This window comes from Mucilaginibacter sp. (assembly GCF_039921305.1).
In the GTDB taxonomy this organism is placed as follows: domain Bacteria; phylum Bacteroidota; class Bacteroidia; order Sphingobacteriales; family Sphingobacteriaceae; genus Mucilaginibacter.
On sequence record NZ_JBDSCA010000072.1, the window covers coordinates 24,446 to 38,842 of the forward strand.

The window sequence follows — 14,397 nt, forward strand, 5'->3', positions numbered from 1 at the left end:
TTGGCAAAAATATTAAAAAATGCCGGATCTCAGGCCCCCAGAAGCTGTTGGTAAAAATTTATAAATTTCTCGGTTACCACGTTGGTATCATGTTCCTGCTCAATTAAAAGGCGGGCGTTTATGCCTATGCGCTTGCAATATTCCTCATCGCCAATGCATCGTTTTATAGCGCTGAAGAATTCGTCCCTGTCGTTAGCTATCAAAATATTATCGCCGTTGGAGTAGTGCAAACCTTCGGCACCCAAAGTTGTGGTGATGATGCATTTTTGCATGGCCATGCCCTCTACGATTTTAACGCGCATACCACCACCGGACAGTAGAGGCACTACCATGATTGATTTGCTGTTCACAAACTCCAGGGCATCGTCAACTTCGCCCTGAATAAATATTTTACCCATTACCTCGTACTCGTCAAACCTTTCGGGGATATTTTTGCCGCCTACATAAAATTTTACACGCAGCTCGCCATCGGTGATATCGGCCGAAAAATTATCCAGGAACCACTCCATTCCCTCCCGGTTAGGCATCCAATCCAAAGCTCCCAAAAAGAACAGGCTGGGGAATTCTGTTTTACTATAATCGGGCTTATATCGGGTTAAATCAATCCCAACGGGCATTACCTTAATGGGTACTCTGGAACCGTATTGCAGCATCAGTTGCTTATCCTGACCGGTTAGGGTAACTATAGCATCAAAAATATTAAGGTATTTTAACTCATAAGCTTTGATACGTTTAGCCAGTAAACGCAGGTATGTTTTTTTAATAGGATCGGCCTTTTGCTCGGATAGGCGCTGCCATATTAAATGTTCAATGTTGTGCGCCCTGTACACCAGTTTTGCCGTACTGTTTTTGCGGATAGCAGGCAGATATGACGACATAAACAAACCCTCGAACTGAATGATATCGTATTGAACGCGCTTAAGTTCGTTGATCAATACCTTTTCGAAACCAACATCGTAAAAACGATCTACATTATAAGTTCGGCGGCCTACCAGGTTGAGAATGAATTGCCATGGGGATAAGCGGATATCGATATCGTAAGATTGGTAATATATCCTGCGGATCAGTTCATCATCATTATCCAGACTAATACCCCGCTGGTTTTTGTTGTTAAGCGTGAATACCGATACCTCGTGACCTTCGTTCACCAAACCCAAAATGGTATTGCGTACCACAATGGGGTAGCCTCCGTTTTGAGGGAATGGGACACGGTTACTGAGGATGAGGATTTTCACAAAGGGTTGATTAGTGTAACAAAAATAGTAAGCCTTGGGGCTTATACAATGATAGCGCTAAAAATAAAACTTAATTATATATTTACTTAAACCTGTCACCATGAAACTCCCATCAATAAAATTGCTGGCGCAAAATACTTTTAGTGTATTTAAACGTTTTCCGCTCGAAGTTATCTCTGTCGTATTTGGCTCTACCATCGCAACCATAAACATCAAATCATCCTATCATAACTATGAATTTGATGGTACCCTGTATACCAGGCTTACCATGCTGGCCAGTTTGAGCTTGCTGCTCAATTTATCGGCAACCTTGTTTACAGCCAGCAAGCAAATTAAAGGTATTGCTAAATGGGGGTACCATATTGTTGCCTGCATTGTTATTGCGGGTTTATTTTTTATGCTGAATCCTTACAATCATGGCACAGCCTACCTCATACGTTTCTTTTTGATCAGCCTGTCATTCCACCTGTTAGTTGCTATTGCGGCGTTTATTGGGGTGCCGCATGTTAATGGCTTCTGGCAGTTTAACAAAACGCTTTTTTTACGCTTTTTGGCCTCATTTTTATATGGGGTAGTTTTATACCTGGGGCTTGCCGGGGCTTTGGCTTCAATGAACTTTTTGTTTAACACACATTTTGAATGGGATACTTTTTCTATCCTTTGGGTGTGGGTAGTTGGAGTTTTCACCTCAGTTTTCTTTTTGGCGGGTGTACCCAATGATCTGAATGCGCTTGAGCACGATGAAAACTACCCTAAAGGGCTAAAAGTTTTTACGCAATATGTATTGATACCATTGGCAACAGTGTATGTAATTATCTTGCTATCCTACGAAGGTAAAATACTTATAGAATGGCGGTTACCAAAAGGTATGGTATCTGATTTGATACTGGGCTATGCAGTTTTCGGCATCCTGTCGTTACTGTTGGTTTATCCGATACGTAACCTGGAAGAGAACAAGTGGCTTAAAACCTTTGCCAGGTCTTTTTATTTTTTGATGATACCCCTTATTGTATTGTTATTTTTAGCGGTGGGCACACGGGTATTTAAGTATGGCATTACAGAATACCGTTACTTTTTAATACTGCTGTCGTGCTGGCTGTTTTTCATTACGCTATACTTTTTAATATCCAAAAAGCAAAATATCAAACTGATACCAACTTCGCTATGCATACTTACGTTGTTATCGGTTTACGGGCCACAAAGCGCGTTCTCGGTTTCTGAGTTTTCGCAGCGCCGGGTGCTCCAAAACATTTTTGAAAAATATGGCGCCGTTAACGATGGTAAGTTAATATCATTAGCTGATAAAAAGGTTAGCAATAAAGATGGCCGACGAGCAGTATCAACCCTGGAATATTTAATAGACAGCCACAATTTAACTTCGCTGCAAACATTTTTTAAGCGCGACCTGACGGAAGTTATTGACTCAATAAGTAAACTAAAAAACAAAGCCGGAAAGATTATAGTGGTTGACCGATACGATTTACACAATAAAAAACTGGAGTGGGCTAAGGCCTATCTTGGACTATCGAAATTTAACTGGAACAGGTATAGCAGAGACACTGATACGGATGTGGTTGAAATAAAAACTAAGAACCTTCGTGCTAAAGCAGATGGGGTAATCGAAATAAAAGGATTTGATTATATTATTAACGGACAATACCTTGAGGACGACACCACATTGCACCACTATACTGGCATAGCCTTTAAACAGCGACACGATAAAAACAAAAACACCTACAACCTGACGTTGAATAACGAAAGGATTGTATTTGAAATAGCCCCCTTGGTGAATAAGCTGCTTAAAGACAAAAACTTAAAGAATTATAAAGACAAAAATGAATATCAGGATGAGTACACTTTTCCGAAAGACATGCTTGAGTTAAGGGCTGAAAGTAAAAGCTATTTAATTATATTTAAGATAGATAACATTACTGTTGATGCACCTAAAATTGGCAATCAGGATCTTAATTCTGTTAGGGGAGATTTTTATATTAAAATTAAGCATTAGGCTTGATTAAAATAACTCCATTTGTGGGTCGGTTACACGGAAGGTACGGCGGTGATATGGGGTAAAACCCAGTTCCATAACCGTGTTACGGTGTTTAATGGTAGGATATCCTTTGTTGGTATGCCAATCGTACTCGGGATGTTCGAGGGCTATTTTTTGCATAAAATCATCGCGGTAGGTTTTGGCCAGTATGGATGCCGCGGCTATGCTGAAATATTTACCATCGCCTTTGATGATGCAGTGGTGTGGTGTGGTGCCGTATTTGTTAAAACGGTTACCGTCGATAATTAACAGTTCTGGCGATATGTGCAATTTTTGAATGGCGCGGTGCATAGCCAGGAATGATGCGTTGAGGATATTGATCTCGTCGATCTCGATATTATCAACCGATGCTACGGCATGGGCTATGGCGCATTGCTCAATTTCTTCGCGCAGCTTGTAACGGTTTTCTTCGTTAATCTGTTTGGAATCGTTCAGCAGATCGTGCTCAAAATCGGGTGGTAAAATTACAGCCGCGGCAAATACCGGGCCTGCAAGGCAACCGCGTCCGGCTTCGTCGCAACCGGCTTCTAACAATTCGTATTGAAATCTGGCTAACAGCATTTACTAAAATATGCGCAAAGTTAACAAAGTGATATCATCTATCTGTTTCGATTTTACTTTAGAGTTTAACTCATTCAACAAAGCCTGATTAAACTTATCGGGAGTCATCTCGCCGTTCGCAATTAAAAAATCCATTAATGTTTCTTCGTTCCAGTTTTCGGCATCGCTGGGTTCATAATCCAGCAGGCCATCGGTATAGTTTACAATTAACGACCCCGGCTCAATATCTATTTCACCCTGATTAATAAACGGCAACTCATCAAAAGCGCCTATCATGGTGGTACCCAATTTTAACTCGACAGCCTCGCCGTTAGAGTATAAAAGCGATGGGTTGTGCCCCGCATTAATAAAGTTTAAACGACGGGTTTCCTCATTATATTTTGCCAGGAACAAAGTAATAAATTTTTCGCCCTTGGTTATTTTGATCACAATACGGTTAAGGCGCTCAACAATGTTTGTCAAATCCTCTTCAACCGTGGCCCAGGCACGTAAGCTGGCCTGGAAGTTGGCCATTAACAACGCCGCCGAAATACCTTTGCCGGATACATCGGCAATGCACCACATAAATTCCTTTTCGTTAAGGCGGATAAAGTCGAAATAATCGCCACCAATGTTTTGATGCGGCAGGTAACGCGCGCCAATTTCTACCCCGGTTTCAATATGCAGCCTTATCGGGATCAGCATGTTTTGCACCTCAACCGCCAATTCCATTTCGCGCTGAAAACGCTCAGCTTCTATCCGCTCCCGGAATAGCCTTTTATTCTCGAGCGCTACCACAATCACATTCATAATGGTTTGAATGAAATTGAGATCATTGTTAAGCATTTCGCCCGAAGTAGTAAACTCGCCGATCAGGGCAAAAGCCAACAGCTTGCTTTTATGATAAATGGGGATAAAATAATCGTAAGATGAGAGGATGCTGTCGTTATGCGATGTAAGTTTAGCGGGCAGCTTAAACTTATTCAGTTTCATGGATGATTTATAGAGATCTGTGTTGCTCTCAAAATCGCCCCCGTATTTTGCTATGCAATAGTAACTGCCAAATTTCTCGATCATGAAGCGAAGCTTACCTACATTAAGGTAATTTTTGAGGATAACTTCGAGCATACTAACCAGCACCTGGGTGGAAGTATTTTTGTTGATGGCCCGGGTAACTTCGAGCAATGAGTTTAGCTCCGACTGCCGTTTTAACAGCAAGCGAATTAATTCACTCTCGTCGTTATTGTGATCAAGGTCCTCCATTAAAAACTGTTAGATAGACAGGTAACTAAATTACAAAAAAAACTATATCCGCACGTTTTGCGATTTAATATCGAAAGCATCGCGTAAACCAATGGTTACCAGGTTAAAGGCGTACACCATCAGCATAATGGCCACCCCGGGTAACACAGCAAGGTAAGCATCATCCATAATAATATAACCGTAATGTTCCTTGATCATGCCTCCCCAGGTTGGTGTTGGCGGCTGCGCGCCGAAGCCTAAAAAGCTTAAACCGGCTTCTAACAAAATAGCCGAAGCAAAGTTAGATGATGCCAAAACCAGTATAGGGCCTACTATATTCGGCAAAATATGCTTCCAGATGATGCGGTTATTGGTGAAACCCAAGGCATGCCCGGCCTCAACAAACTCAAACTGCTTTACACTCATTACCTGCCCCCTAACCAGCCTTGCCACATCAACCCACATAGAAATACCAACGGCAATATAAATTTGCCCTAGGCCCTTACCTAAAGCGAAGGATATGGCGATAACGAGCAGTAAGGATGGCAGCGCCCATAAAACATTCATCACCCAACTTAGGCCGGCGTCAATCCGGCCACCGTAGTATCCGGCCATAGCCCCAACAAAAACGCCAATAAGCATGCTGATGATAACAGCCACCAAACCAACCGATAGCGATATACGCGCGCCTAAAATAATGCGGCTCAATAAATCGCGACCGTACAAGTCTGTGCCAAGCAAGTATGTTTTTTTAATGATCTGATCTTTTTGTATTTGTTGGCGTATGCTTGCGCGGAGGGCATCGTTAACGTTAGCAGGAGTTCTTTTTTGACCACTTACCACCTCAAAAACACTGTATCCATGTTTCTCGGGTTTATCTTCGTTGCCGATGAACTGATCAACCAGAATTGAATCGCCATTAAAATGATAAGCCGTGATGGGTACACTGCGATACTGATCCGGCTGACCGAACAACATCTTACTAATAATATTAACCTGCTCCACATGCTCAGGCTTTTTTATCCGCAACAGCGTGAATTGCGAACCCGGTTTTTTGATGCTGAGTTGCAGTAGCATGTTGTTTGAATCGGGCGTACTGTCAGGTGTTATCAGGTAACCCAGTAAAGCAGCTAAAACAGAAATGATGATGAACACCAGCCCACCAAACGCTAACTTATTGCGTTTAAAGGTTTTCCATATTCGTTGGCCGGGCGTATTATCTGTCATATTTGGTAATGGCTAAATATCGTTTATTTGGCCGAATAAACAATCAGTATTTGGTAAAATGAATGAAACGGTAAAGGTTTGGGATATTTTGATCCGTAATTATTAAGGTTATGATTGATGCCGGATAGAGCAATTACAACCTAAAAAGATTGGTAATATAACCTCCAATTATAGCCATAGCGTTAAAATATGTTAAATGCGGAGACTTAAAAACGGGATGTGAAAAAACGGTTTTATATTGCACCGAAATAAATAATTGACTGATTTACATTATTGAATTATCTTTGCAGGATGTTTAAAAAACAAAAAGCCCTTATTGGCACACTCGTGCTTGCCTTGTTTATTGCCTTAGCAGGCTGTAAAAGCAAGTTTGAGAAGCTAAAAGCCAGTAATGACAATGCTAAAAAATACCAGGAAGGTATTAAATATTACAACAAAAAAGAGTACACAAAGGCGCTCGACCTGTTTGAAGACCTTGTACAAAAGTATCGCGGGCAAACTGAAGCCGAAGATTTATACTACTATTACGCGTACACAAACTACAAACTGAAAGATTTTACATCGGCACGATACCACTTTAAGGTTTTTGCGGATAGCTATCCTAACAGTAGCCGTACCGAGGAGTGTAGGTTCATGTCGGCGTACTGTTATTACCTTGATTCGCCAAATTTTTCGTTAGATCAGGATAATACACAGAAGGCCATTGATGCCATGCAGTTATTCATCAACTTGTACCCTAAGAGCGAGCGTGTTGCCGAGGCGAGCAAGCTGATACAAAATTTAAGGGATAAGCTGGAAGAAAAATCATACGCTAACTCTAAACTATATTTAATTATAGGTGATTATCAATCGGCAGTTATTGCGTTTGGTAATACATTACGTGATTATCCGGATACTAAATATGCCGAAGAACTTGAGTTTTTAACTATTAAAGCGCAATATTTATACGCTAAAAACAGCTACGAGGTTAAACAAGAAGAGCGTTATAATGCGGCCATCGCGTTTAGTCAGCAATTTACTGAAAAGTACCCAAAAAGCAAATACGATAAAGAAGCGGAAGCTTTTAAAAAGGATAGTGAGCAGGGTATTATACAAAGTAAGCGTATATTAGCCGAAGCTGTTACCAACGAGCGTTTGTATAAAAAGATACAGGCTGAAAAATATGGCGCTCCACCAGAACTAAAAGCAGACACAACAAAAGTAAAAAAGTAAAATCCCAATAAAATGACAAATGTTACTAACAAGCCAACTGTGGCAGGAAGTACAATAACACGCGATTTACGCGAGTTAGACGTACAAACAGATAATATTTACGAGTCTATCGTAATTATGGCTAAAAGGGCTAACCAGATATCAAACAACGTAAAGGAAGAATTGCACCAAAAGCTTTCTGAATTTGCTTCATCAAACGATAACCTGGAAGAAATTTTTGAAAACCGTGAGCAAATTGAAATATCTAAACACTACGAAAGAATGCCTAAAGCAACTTTAGTAGCCGTTCAGGAATTTTTAGAGAACAAGGTTTACTACCGTAACCCGGCTAAAGAAAACTTGTAATACCCGGCTACGCGGGTTATTGAAATTATCCCGGTTGCTTTTTAAAGCGACCGGGTTTTTTGTTGATATGCCCCAACTGCCGCTATGATGAAATATTAACTACTGCCGCCCGTTATTATGGCAGGATATTATAACTTTGAACTGTGCGTTTTTTTAAGAGATACAGGCTTTATGTATGTGCATCGCTACTTTTGGCGGGTATTGGTTTGTTCAGTAACTCGTGCAAAAAAGACAACAGCGATACCTTGAGCTATTTTTTAACTACCGGCACATGGCAGTTAGCTTCGGTAACGAGGCAAACATTTGTTGGCGATACCTTGAAAACTATTGGTACAGATACATTGAACCTTACATGTAACTTAACCCAAACCTTTAAGTTTAATACCGATAACTCTTGCACTTATATTAATTACCATTGCATTAATCAAAGCTCAAAAGGTACCTGGGCGTTAGATATAGACAACCTGAACGTGCAAACTACTTTAAGTGCCCAGGATACTTCAAAAAACACAATTGTTACTGTAAAAGCATTTGATAATGCACAGATAGAAACACTGGGACAATACTCGTTAGTTTTAAGAACCGGCTATACAAGTTCGTATTATACCTCAAAAACCAAACGTGTAATTGTACGTTATGGATTTGTTCACGCTGTTAATCAATAATATTAAATGAAAATGTATACCTTAGAAATGTTCAAAATTATATATTTGAACAGGTATATTTAAAAACATAGTATTACTTGAAAAAACGCATCGCTATTTTTGCTTCCGGATCGGGATCAAATGCTCAAAAAATTATGGAGCATTTTAAACGCAGCGCTATCGCCGAAGTAGCGCTCATTTTAACTAATAACTCCGAAGCTTACGTTTTACAACGTGCCGATAACTTTGAGATCCCATCGCATATTTTTGACAGGCAGGAGTTTTATCATACCGATGACGTGATCCGCCTATTGAAAAACCTACAGGTTGACCTGATCGTTTTAGCCGGATTTTTATGGCTCATACCACCATCGTTATTACAGGCCTTTCCTAATAAGATCATCAATATCCATCCGTCATTATTGCCCAAATATGGTGGCAAGGGTATGTACGGCGATCGTGTGCATAACGCGATACTGGCAGCTAAAGAGGATGAATCGGGGATTACGATACACTTTGTTAACGAAGAGTTTGACGAGGGTGAAGTAATACACCAATCGCGCTTTAAGATTGAGGCTGATGACGACCTTGAAATGGTAAAGTTTAAAGGGCAGCAATTAGAGCACGCTCATTTTGCCAAGGTTATTGAGAGCCTGCTGAAAAAAATGAAGTCGTAATATATAGCGCAGCCTTCCCCCTATTTCACCATTACCAACTCAACTTGCTCTAAAGTGCTTTTACGTGTTCTCTGATTGAGGAATGCGGGTTTTAAACGGGTGATCCAATACCGTTGGAAGGTTTTAACTGGCGTGATCTGCCAGCCTTGAGCTTTTAAAAATTCGATATTGTTAGGATAGCCATACATCAGAAACGGTTTTGATGGTAGTTTACCTGTTCCGTTCTCGGTAATAGTATAAAGCGGCTGATCAAGGTAAAACTCCATCGGGTAACTATAATCGTTTACACGGATGCATTGTACTACCGGCAGTTTGCCCGGGTTGTTTTGATTGATCCAGATAGCGGCTTCGCTGCCTGATTGGTATTTTAGCAGCGAAGGATAAAATGCCAGATTGAGATATAGGTTAACAATTATACCCGCTAATATAGTACGCACGCCTACTCTCTGATACCAGGTGAGCGTTAACCGCGATGGCAAAATTAACATCACAACAAATAAAGCCAGCAGTATTAAACACGTGAGCCAGTTAAAGCTATCGGGATTAAAGAAGTATTGAAGCGCGATAACTAATAACATCAGCAAACTAATGATAACTGTTTGTATGATGTGGATTGCTTTGATGCTTTTAGCTTGCACTACACCATACAGGTATTGCGCTGTTATAATAGCGTAGAATGGAAAGATGATATTGGTATAAAAAGGCAATTGAAACTTAGATGCCGAGAATACCAGAAAGGTTAATGCAAAGCCACACATAGAATACCACTCGGCTTGCTGCGCATTTTTTCGATTTTTTTTAATGAACTGAAATACCCCGGCAAACAGCAGTAACGACCAGGGCAAAAAAGCCCAAAGCGTAGTATGCACAAAAAATGTAGGGTCGCCGTGCCCTTTAATGGGGCCGGTGTTGAAAAACCTACCAAACTGGCTATCCCAAAAAAAGAATTTAATACCCGATACGTTATGATGGCCAAATACGGTTTTTTCGGGATGTAGGTCAAACTGTTCTCGTAAACAATAAAGTTCGGGCAAAATGAATATTAGTATCAATAGCGCGCTTAAAAGCCATCGCCAGTGGAATAGTAGTCTCCATTGTTTGGTGATGCTTAAGTGGCCCACAATAGCGCCACCAATGGGTATAAGGGCAAACATTCCCTTTGTCATTAAAGCGCAGGCTGCAAACCCGCTGGCTATGGTGATATGCAGTATGGTTTTGCTTGTGAGCGATTTATAGAAATGATAAACCGAAGCAATGATCAACCCGGTTAAATAAGGCTCGGCCCGAACATCCTGGTTAGATATAACGATGTGCTGGGCAGTTAACAGTATCAATACCGACCATAGCGCAATTTCTTTATTGTACAAGCTCTTGGCAAAAAGATAAGTATAACGCGCACCCATCAGTAAAAAAAGAATAGCCGGTAACTTATAGGCCCAGGTTGTAATGCCCAAACATTTAAATGATAAGGCAGCCATCCAAAACGGAAAATGTGGTTTATCAAGCCAATCGCGGCCCTCGGCAAACAAATCTATGTAATTGTTGCGCAGTACCATGCTTTTGGCTATGCCCGCGTAAAGTGCGCCATCGGGAGCTACTATTGTAACAAATAAGCCGCTAAAGTTTAATAAAACAACCAGGCCAATAAAAATGTATAACCATTTATAAGTATTAGCCGTATTACTTTCATCCATATCAATGCCGCTTAAAGGTGTAAAGGTAATCAGATTTTTGCTTTAACAGTTGAGTAGCCTTGTAACACCTACATAATTTAAATTATCTATTTTATGCCAAAAAAGCTTACATTCATATGGTCATATTACCTAACAAAATAGAACTATAAGTCACCCATTATGCCTGGCTTTAAAAAACCGTTGTTGACTGATTCTGCTTTGGCAAAAAGTCCGTTTTACATAAAATACGGTGTGCCTTTGCTGTTAACGGTTATTGTTACCATTATCAAGATATCGCTTACCAATTATATCGGACAAAAAACTCCTTTCCTTTTATATTTTGGTGTTGTAATTATTACATCCAGATATTTTGGAAAAACACCTGCCATTGTAATCACATTATTATCCGCTATAGCTGCCAATACCTTTTTTATATCCCCGGTTGATCCCTTTGTATTTAACAACGACGCACTGTTACAGGTGGCTATATTTATTGGCGAATGCTCATTATTAATAGCCTTAAGTAATGCTTTAAGCAAAGCGGTAACTATAATTAATGAAAAAGACATTGTATTTAAAACGCTGGTTGAAAAAAGTTCGGAAGGTATCATAACCGTTAATGCCGATGGTAAAATAACTTATTGCAGCCCATCGGTACAAAACATTATTGGTTATACCGGCGAAGAGTTTATGAGCTTACCTGCATGGCAATTACTGCATGAGGATGAAGCACTTGAGGTTAAAGAACAATATTACCGCTTTGCGGCCCACCCCGGCAAACATATCACCATGACCCACCAAATGAGGCATAAAAATGGCGATTATATTTGGATAGAGAGTAAAATGAGCAACTTATTAGGTGAGCCGCCCATTAACGCCGTGATAGCTAATTTTACTGATATAAGCGACCGGATATTTGACAATAAGCTACGCGAGGACTTTATCGGCATCGCATCGCACGAGTTAAAAACGCCTTTAACCAGTTTAAAAGCTTATACCCAGGTACTGCAAAATCGCTTTAGAGACAATACCGACGAAACATCGCTTAACATTGTAAACAAAATAGAAGTGCAGGTGACCAAAGTGATACAAATGGTTACCAATTTATTAGATATAACATCGCTACAGCAGAAAAAGCTGATTCTTAATATCGGGCTATTTGATCTGAACCTGTTGATAAGCGAAATTGTAGATACATTGCAATCAACCACAAAAAAGCACAACATTATTACCGAGCTTGTACCAGTACCCGATATTTGGGGAGATAAAGAACGGATAACGCAAGTGATCATCAACCTGGTATCAAACGCGATAAAGTACTCACCGGATGCAAATACTGTTACCATAAGTTCGAAAGTGGAGAATGGCAGCGTAATACTTTTGATTACCGATCAAGGCATTGGTATACCTAAAAATGATCTGAAGCGTGTTTTCGCCCGGTTTTATCGTGTTCATAATACGAGCAAAAATTTTCAGGGTTTAGGTTTGGGCTTATTCATTTGCTCGCAGATAGTTGAGCACCATGGCGGCGAAATTGGTGTTGAGAGCGAGGTTGGCCAGGGATCTACCTTTTGGTTTAGTTTGCCATTGAGCAATTAACAGGCATTTGTCCGGATAATTAAAGCCTGAGTATACTGGGACTATTCTATATAACAGCATACTATAAAACAAAAAAGCATCCGCTTTAGGCGGATGCTCAACGATTTTATGATGGTTTGCTAATTAAGCAAGTTTCACGTTTACCGCGTTCAAACCTTTTCTACCGTTTTCAACTTCGTATTCAACGCTGTCGTTTTCACGGATTTGATCCATTAGGCCTGTAGAATGAACAAAGATCTCGCTATCGCCATTGCTTGGTACGATGAATCCGAAACCTTTAGTTTCATTAAAAAATTTTACTGTTCCACTTTGCATTATATTGTATTTAATTATTAATAAGGCGCAAGGTAACACTAATTAATTGATTAACAGTATTTTTTATTATTCACAAACCAGCCCGATCCAATAAACCCCTAATTATCAACAGGTTTTTAAACAAAAAAGCATCTGTTTTTTAACAGATGCTTTATGATTAATTTATGATAATTGTGATTAAGCGAGCTTCACATTTACTGCATTTAATCCCTTTTTGCCTTCTTGTTCTTCGTAAGTTACTTCATCGTTTTCGCGAATCTGATCTTGTAAGCCAGAAACGTGCACAAACACTTCTTTGCCCGATCCGTCTTCTTTGATAAAGCCGAAACCTTTACTCTCATTAAAAAATTTTACTACACCTGTTTTCATTATAACGTATTTTGATTAATAAATAGATTGCAAAGTAGTACTAATTATTGAAAAAAAAGACAAGCTTTAGTTTTTAAGTAGTTTGTACTGATTGTATTAACTTTTTTAAAACTGGTACACCAGGGCATTAATATTCATCCCAGCCCCAACAGAAGCAAATACCACTTTATCGCCTTTATTGATCTGATGGTTGGCAATTTGACCTTTAAGTACCAGATCTAACAATGTTGGAACGGTGGCTACAGAGCTATTGCCGAGCCATGATATGGTCATGGGCATAATGGAATAGATATCGTTATTTTCCATTCCATATAGCTTAAACAAGCGTTGCAAAATAGCATGGTCCATTTTATCATTAGCCTGGTGGATCAATACTTTTTTGATCTCGGAAAGGTGAACCCCGGCTTTTTCTAAAGCCATTTTAACTACCAAGGGTACGTTACTAAGGGCAAACTCATATAGCTTACGGCCATTCATGGTTAAAAAAATATCGTTCTTTTCGCCACCGCAATCATAAACCGGGTTGTGCATGGTGAGCAGCGTAGCATGCTCTAATGAATAGGTTTGAGTTTTGTGAGCCAGTATCCCTTGTTCCGAATTTGTAGCCGCTTCTAAAATAACCGCTCCTCCGCCATCGCTGTAAAGCATGGTATCCCTATCATGCGGATCAACTACACGCGATAAGGTTTCGGTACCTATAACCAGGCAGCGTTTGGCATCGCCTGATTTGATAAAGTAGTCGGCCTGTATCACTCCCTGTACCCATCCCGGGCAACCGAAAGGCAGATCATAAGCAACGCAATCGGGGTTTCTGATCCCTAATAAATATTTGATACGTGAGCCTAAAGATGGTACCATATCTGTTCGGTTACTACCGTGAGCCACATCACCAAAGTTATGGGCCACTATAATATAGTCCAGTGTTTCGGCATCAATGCCTGAGCTTTCCAGCGCGTTTTTGGCAGCAAGATAACCTAAGGTTGAGGCGTTTTGTTCGGGTTGCGCGTAGCGGCGTTCTTCTATGCCCGCTATCTCGCGGAATTTTTCAATAATGGTGGCATTATCTTTAACAATGGGAGTTCCGTCTTTCTCTAAAAAACGGCTATTCAAAAAATCGTCATTACTGATCACAATTTCGGGAATGTAGCTTCCGGTTGCTGCAATTACAGTTTTAATATGGTTATTCATGTACTAATTTGAACTGTTTATTAATAATAGGGATGGCGTTTGATTAAAATGGAACCAGGTTTATACGGTTTAAAGCTAAAG

General features: G+C 40.1%; 14 protein-coding genes. 6 read left to right on the forward strand and 8 right to left on the reverse strand.

Going from position 1 to position 14,397, the window contains the following annotated elements; all coding sequences use genetic code 11:
* Positions 1-29: 29 nt before the first annotated feature.
* Positions 30-1,235: a glycosyltransferase family 4 protein gene (locus ABIN91_RS20250; protein ID WP_348053312.1), complete on the reverse strand. Its 1,206-nt coding sequence runs from the start codon at positions 1,233-1,235 to the stop codon at positions 30-32.
* A gap of 100 nt (positions 1,236-1,335) precedes the next feature.
* On the opposite strand from ABIN91_RS20250, the gene ABIN91_RS20255 reads away from it, so the two are divergent.
* On the forward strand, positions 1,336-3,243 hold the full coding sequence (locus ABIN91_RS20255; protein ID WP_348053314.1) for a DUF4153 domain-containing protein: 1,908 nt from the start codon (positions 1,336-1,338) through the stop codon (positions 3,241-3,243).
* Positions 3,244-3,249: 6 nt separating this feature from the next.
* Here the strand turns inward: ABIN91_RS20255 and ABIN91_RS20260 are convergent, their stop codons facing one another.
* The 3 genes from ABIN91_RS20260 to ABIN91_RS20270 are packed head-to-tail and all read right to left on the reverse strand — an operon-like array spanning position 3,250 to position 6,294.
* Positions 3,250-3,846 carry a ribonuclease HII gene (locus tag ABIN91_RS20260; RefSeq protein ID WP_348053316.1) on the reverse strand — a complete coding sequence of 199 codons (597 nt, stop codon included), beginning with the start codon at positions 3,844-3,846 and terminating at the stop codon, positions 3,250-3,252.
* Between the two features lie 3 nt (positions 3,847-3,849).
* On the reverse strand, positions 3,850-5,088 hold the full coding sequence (locus ABIN91_RS20265; RefSeq protein ID WP_348053318.1) for a PP2C family protein-serine/threonine phosphatase: 1,239 nt from the start codon (positions 5,086-5,088) through the stop codon (positions 3,850-3,852).
* Between the two features lie 42 nt (positions 5,089-5,130).
* On the reverse strand, positions 5,131-6,294 hold the full coding sequence (locus ABIN91_RS20270; RefSeq protein ID WP_348053320.1) for an ABC transporter permease: 1,164 nt from the start codon (positions 6,292-6,294) through the stop codon (positions 5,131-5,133).
* A 291-nt stretch (positions 6,295-6,585) separates the two neighbouring features.
* Between ABIN91_RS20270 and bamD the strand changes: the two genes are divergently transcribed.
* The 4 genes from bamD (at position 6,586) to purN (ending at position 9,172) form a co-directional block, all read left to right on the forward strand.
* Entirely contained in the window at positions 6,586-7,506 is a 921-nt protein-coding gene (gene bamD, locus ABIN91_RS20275; protein WP_348053322.1) for an outer membrane protein assembly factor BamD, read from the forward strand.
* Between the two features lie 12 nt (positions 7,507-7,518).
* Positions 7,519-7,851 (forward strand): DNA-directed RNA polymerase subunit omega, encoded by a 333-nt coding sequence (locus ABIN91_RS20280; protein WP_348053324.1) that lies wholly within the window; start codon positions 7,519-7,521, stop codon positions 7,849-7,851.
* Positions 7,852-7,994: 143 nt separating this feature from the next.
* Positions 7,995-8,516: a hypothetical protein gene (locus ABIN91_RS20285; protein ID WP_348053326.1), complete on the forward strand. Its 522-nt coding sequence runs from the start codon at positions 7,995-7,997 to the stop codon at positions 8,514-8,516.
* Positions 8,517-8,593: 77 nt separating this feature from the next.
* The gene (purN, locus tag ABIN91_RS20290; RefSeq protein ID WP_348053328.1) at positions 8,594-9,172 is read left to right on the forward strand and encodes a phosphoribosylglycinamide formyltransferase; all 579 of its coding nucleotides are present in this window, start codon (positions 8,594-8,596) and stop codon (positions 9,170-9,172) included.
* A 20-nt stretch (positions 9,173-9,192) separates the two neighbouring features.
* On the opposite strand, the gene ABIN91_RS20295 is transcribed toward purN, so the two are convergent.
* Positions 9,193-10,866, reverse strand: a complete 1,674-nt coding sequence (locus tag ABIN91_RS20295; protein WP_348053330.1) for a glycosyltransferase family 39 protein — start codon at positions 10,864-10,866, stop codon at positions 9,193-9,195.
* A 159-nt stretch (positions 10,867-11,025) separates the two neighbouring features.
* Here ABIN91_RS20295 and ABIN91_RS20300 point away from each other — a divergent pair, with 159 nt between their 5' ends.
* Positions 11,026-12,444, forward strand: coding sequence for an ATP-binding protein (locus ABIN91_RS20300; protein ID WP_348053332.1), 1,419 nt, complete (start codon positions 11,026-11,028; stop codon positions 12,442-12,444).
* 123 nt (positions 12,445-12,567) lie between these two features.
* On the opposite strand, the gene ABIN91_RS20305 is transcribed toward ABIN91_RS20300, so the two are convergent.
* The 3 genes from ABIN91_RS20305 to ABIN91_RS20315 form a co-directional block, all read right to left on the reverse strand.
* Positions 12,568-12,759, reverse strand: coding sequence for a cold-shock protein (locus ABIN91_RS20305; RefSeq protein WP_348053334.1), 192 nt, complete (start codon positions 12,757-12,759; stop codon positions 12,568-12,570).
* A gap of 177 nt (positions 12,760-12,936) precedes the next feature.
* Entirely contained in the window at positions 12,937-13,128 is a 192-nt protein-coding gene (locus tag ABIN91_RS20310; RefSeq protein ID WP_348053336.1) for a cold shock domain-containing protein, read from the reverse strand.
* Positions 13,129-13,233: 105 nt separating this feature from the next.
* Positions 13,234-14,316, reverse strand: a complete 1,083-nt coding sequence (locus tag ABIN91_RS20315) for a ketoacyl-ACP synthase III (RefSeq protein ID WP_348053337.1) — start codon at positions 14,314-14,316, stop codon at positions 13,234-13,236.
* Positions 14,317-14,397: the final 81 nt, after the last annotated feature.

Coding starts and splice junctions, on each gene's coding strand:
- ABIN91_RS20255 (WP_348053314.1), top strand. CDS start 1,336: ATGAAACTCCCATCAATAAAATTGCTGGCGCAAAATACTTTTAGTGTA.
- ABIN91_RS20260 (WP_348053316.1), bottom strand. CDS start 3,846: ATGCTGTTAGCCAGATTTCAATACGAATTGTTAGAAGCCGGTTGCGAC.
- ABIN91_RS20265 (WP_348053318.1), bottom strand. CDS start 5,088: ATGGAGGACCTTGATCACAATAACGACGAGAGTGAATTAATTCGCTTG.
- ABIN91_RS20270 (WP_348053320.1), bottom strand. CDS start 6,294: ATGACAGATAATACGCCCGGCCAACGAATATGGAAAACCTTTAAACGC.
- bamD (WP_348053322.1), top strand. CDS start 6,586: ATGTTTAAAAAACAAAAAGCCCTTATTGGCACACTCGTGCTTGCCTTG.
- ABIN91_RS20280 (WP_348053324.1), top strand. CDS start 7,519: ATGACAAATGTTACTAACAAGCCAACTGTGGCAGGAAGTACAATAACA.
- ABIN91_RS20295 (WP_348053330.1), bottom strand. CDS start 10,866: ATGGATGAAAGTAATACGGCTAATACTTATAAATGGTTATACATTTTT.
- ABIN91_RS20300 (WP_348053332.1), top strand. CDS start 11,026: ATGCCTGGCTTTAAAAAACCGTTGTTGACTGATTCTGCTTTGGCAAAA.
- ABIN91_RS20305 (WP_348053334.1), bottom strand. CDS start 12,759: ATGCAAAGTGGAACAGTAAAATTTTTTAATGAAACTAAAGGTTTCGGA.
- ABIN91_RS20310 (WP_348053336.1), bottom strand. CDS start 13,128: ATGAAAACAGGTGTAGTAAAATTTTTTAATGAGAGTAAAGGTTTCGGC.
- ABIN91_RS20315 (WP_348053337.1), bottom strand. CDS start 14,316: ATGAATAACCATATTAAAACTGTAATTGCAGCAACCGGAAGCTACATT.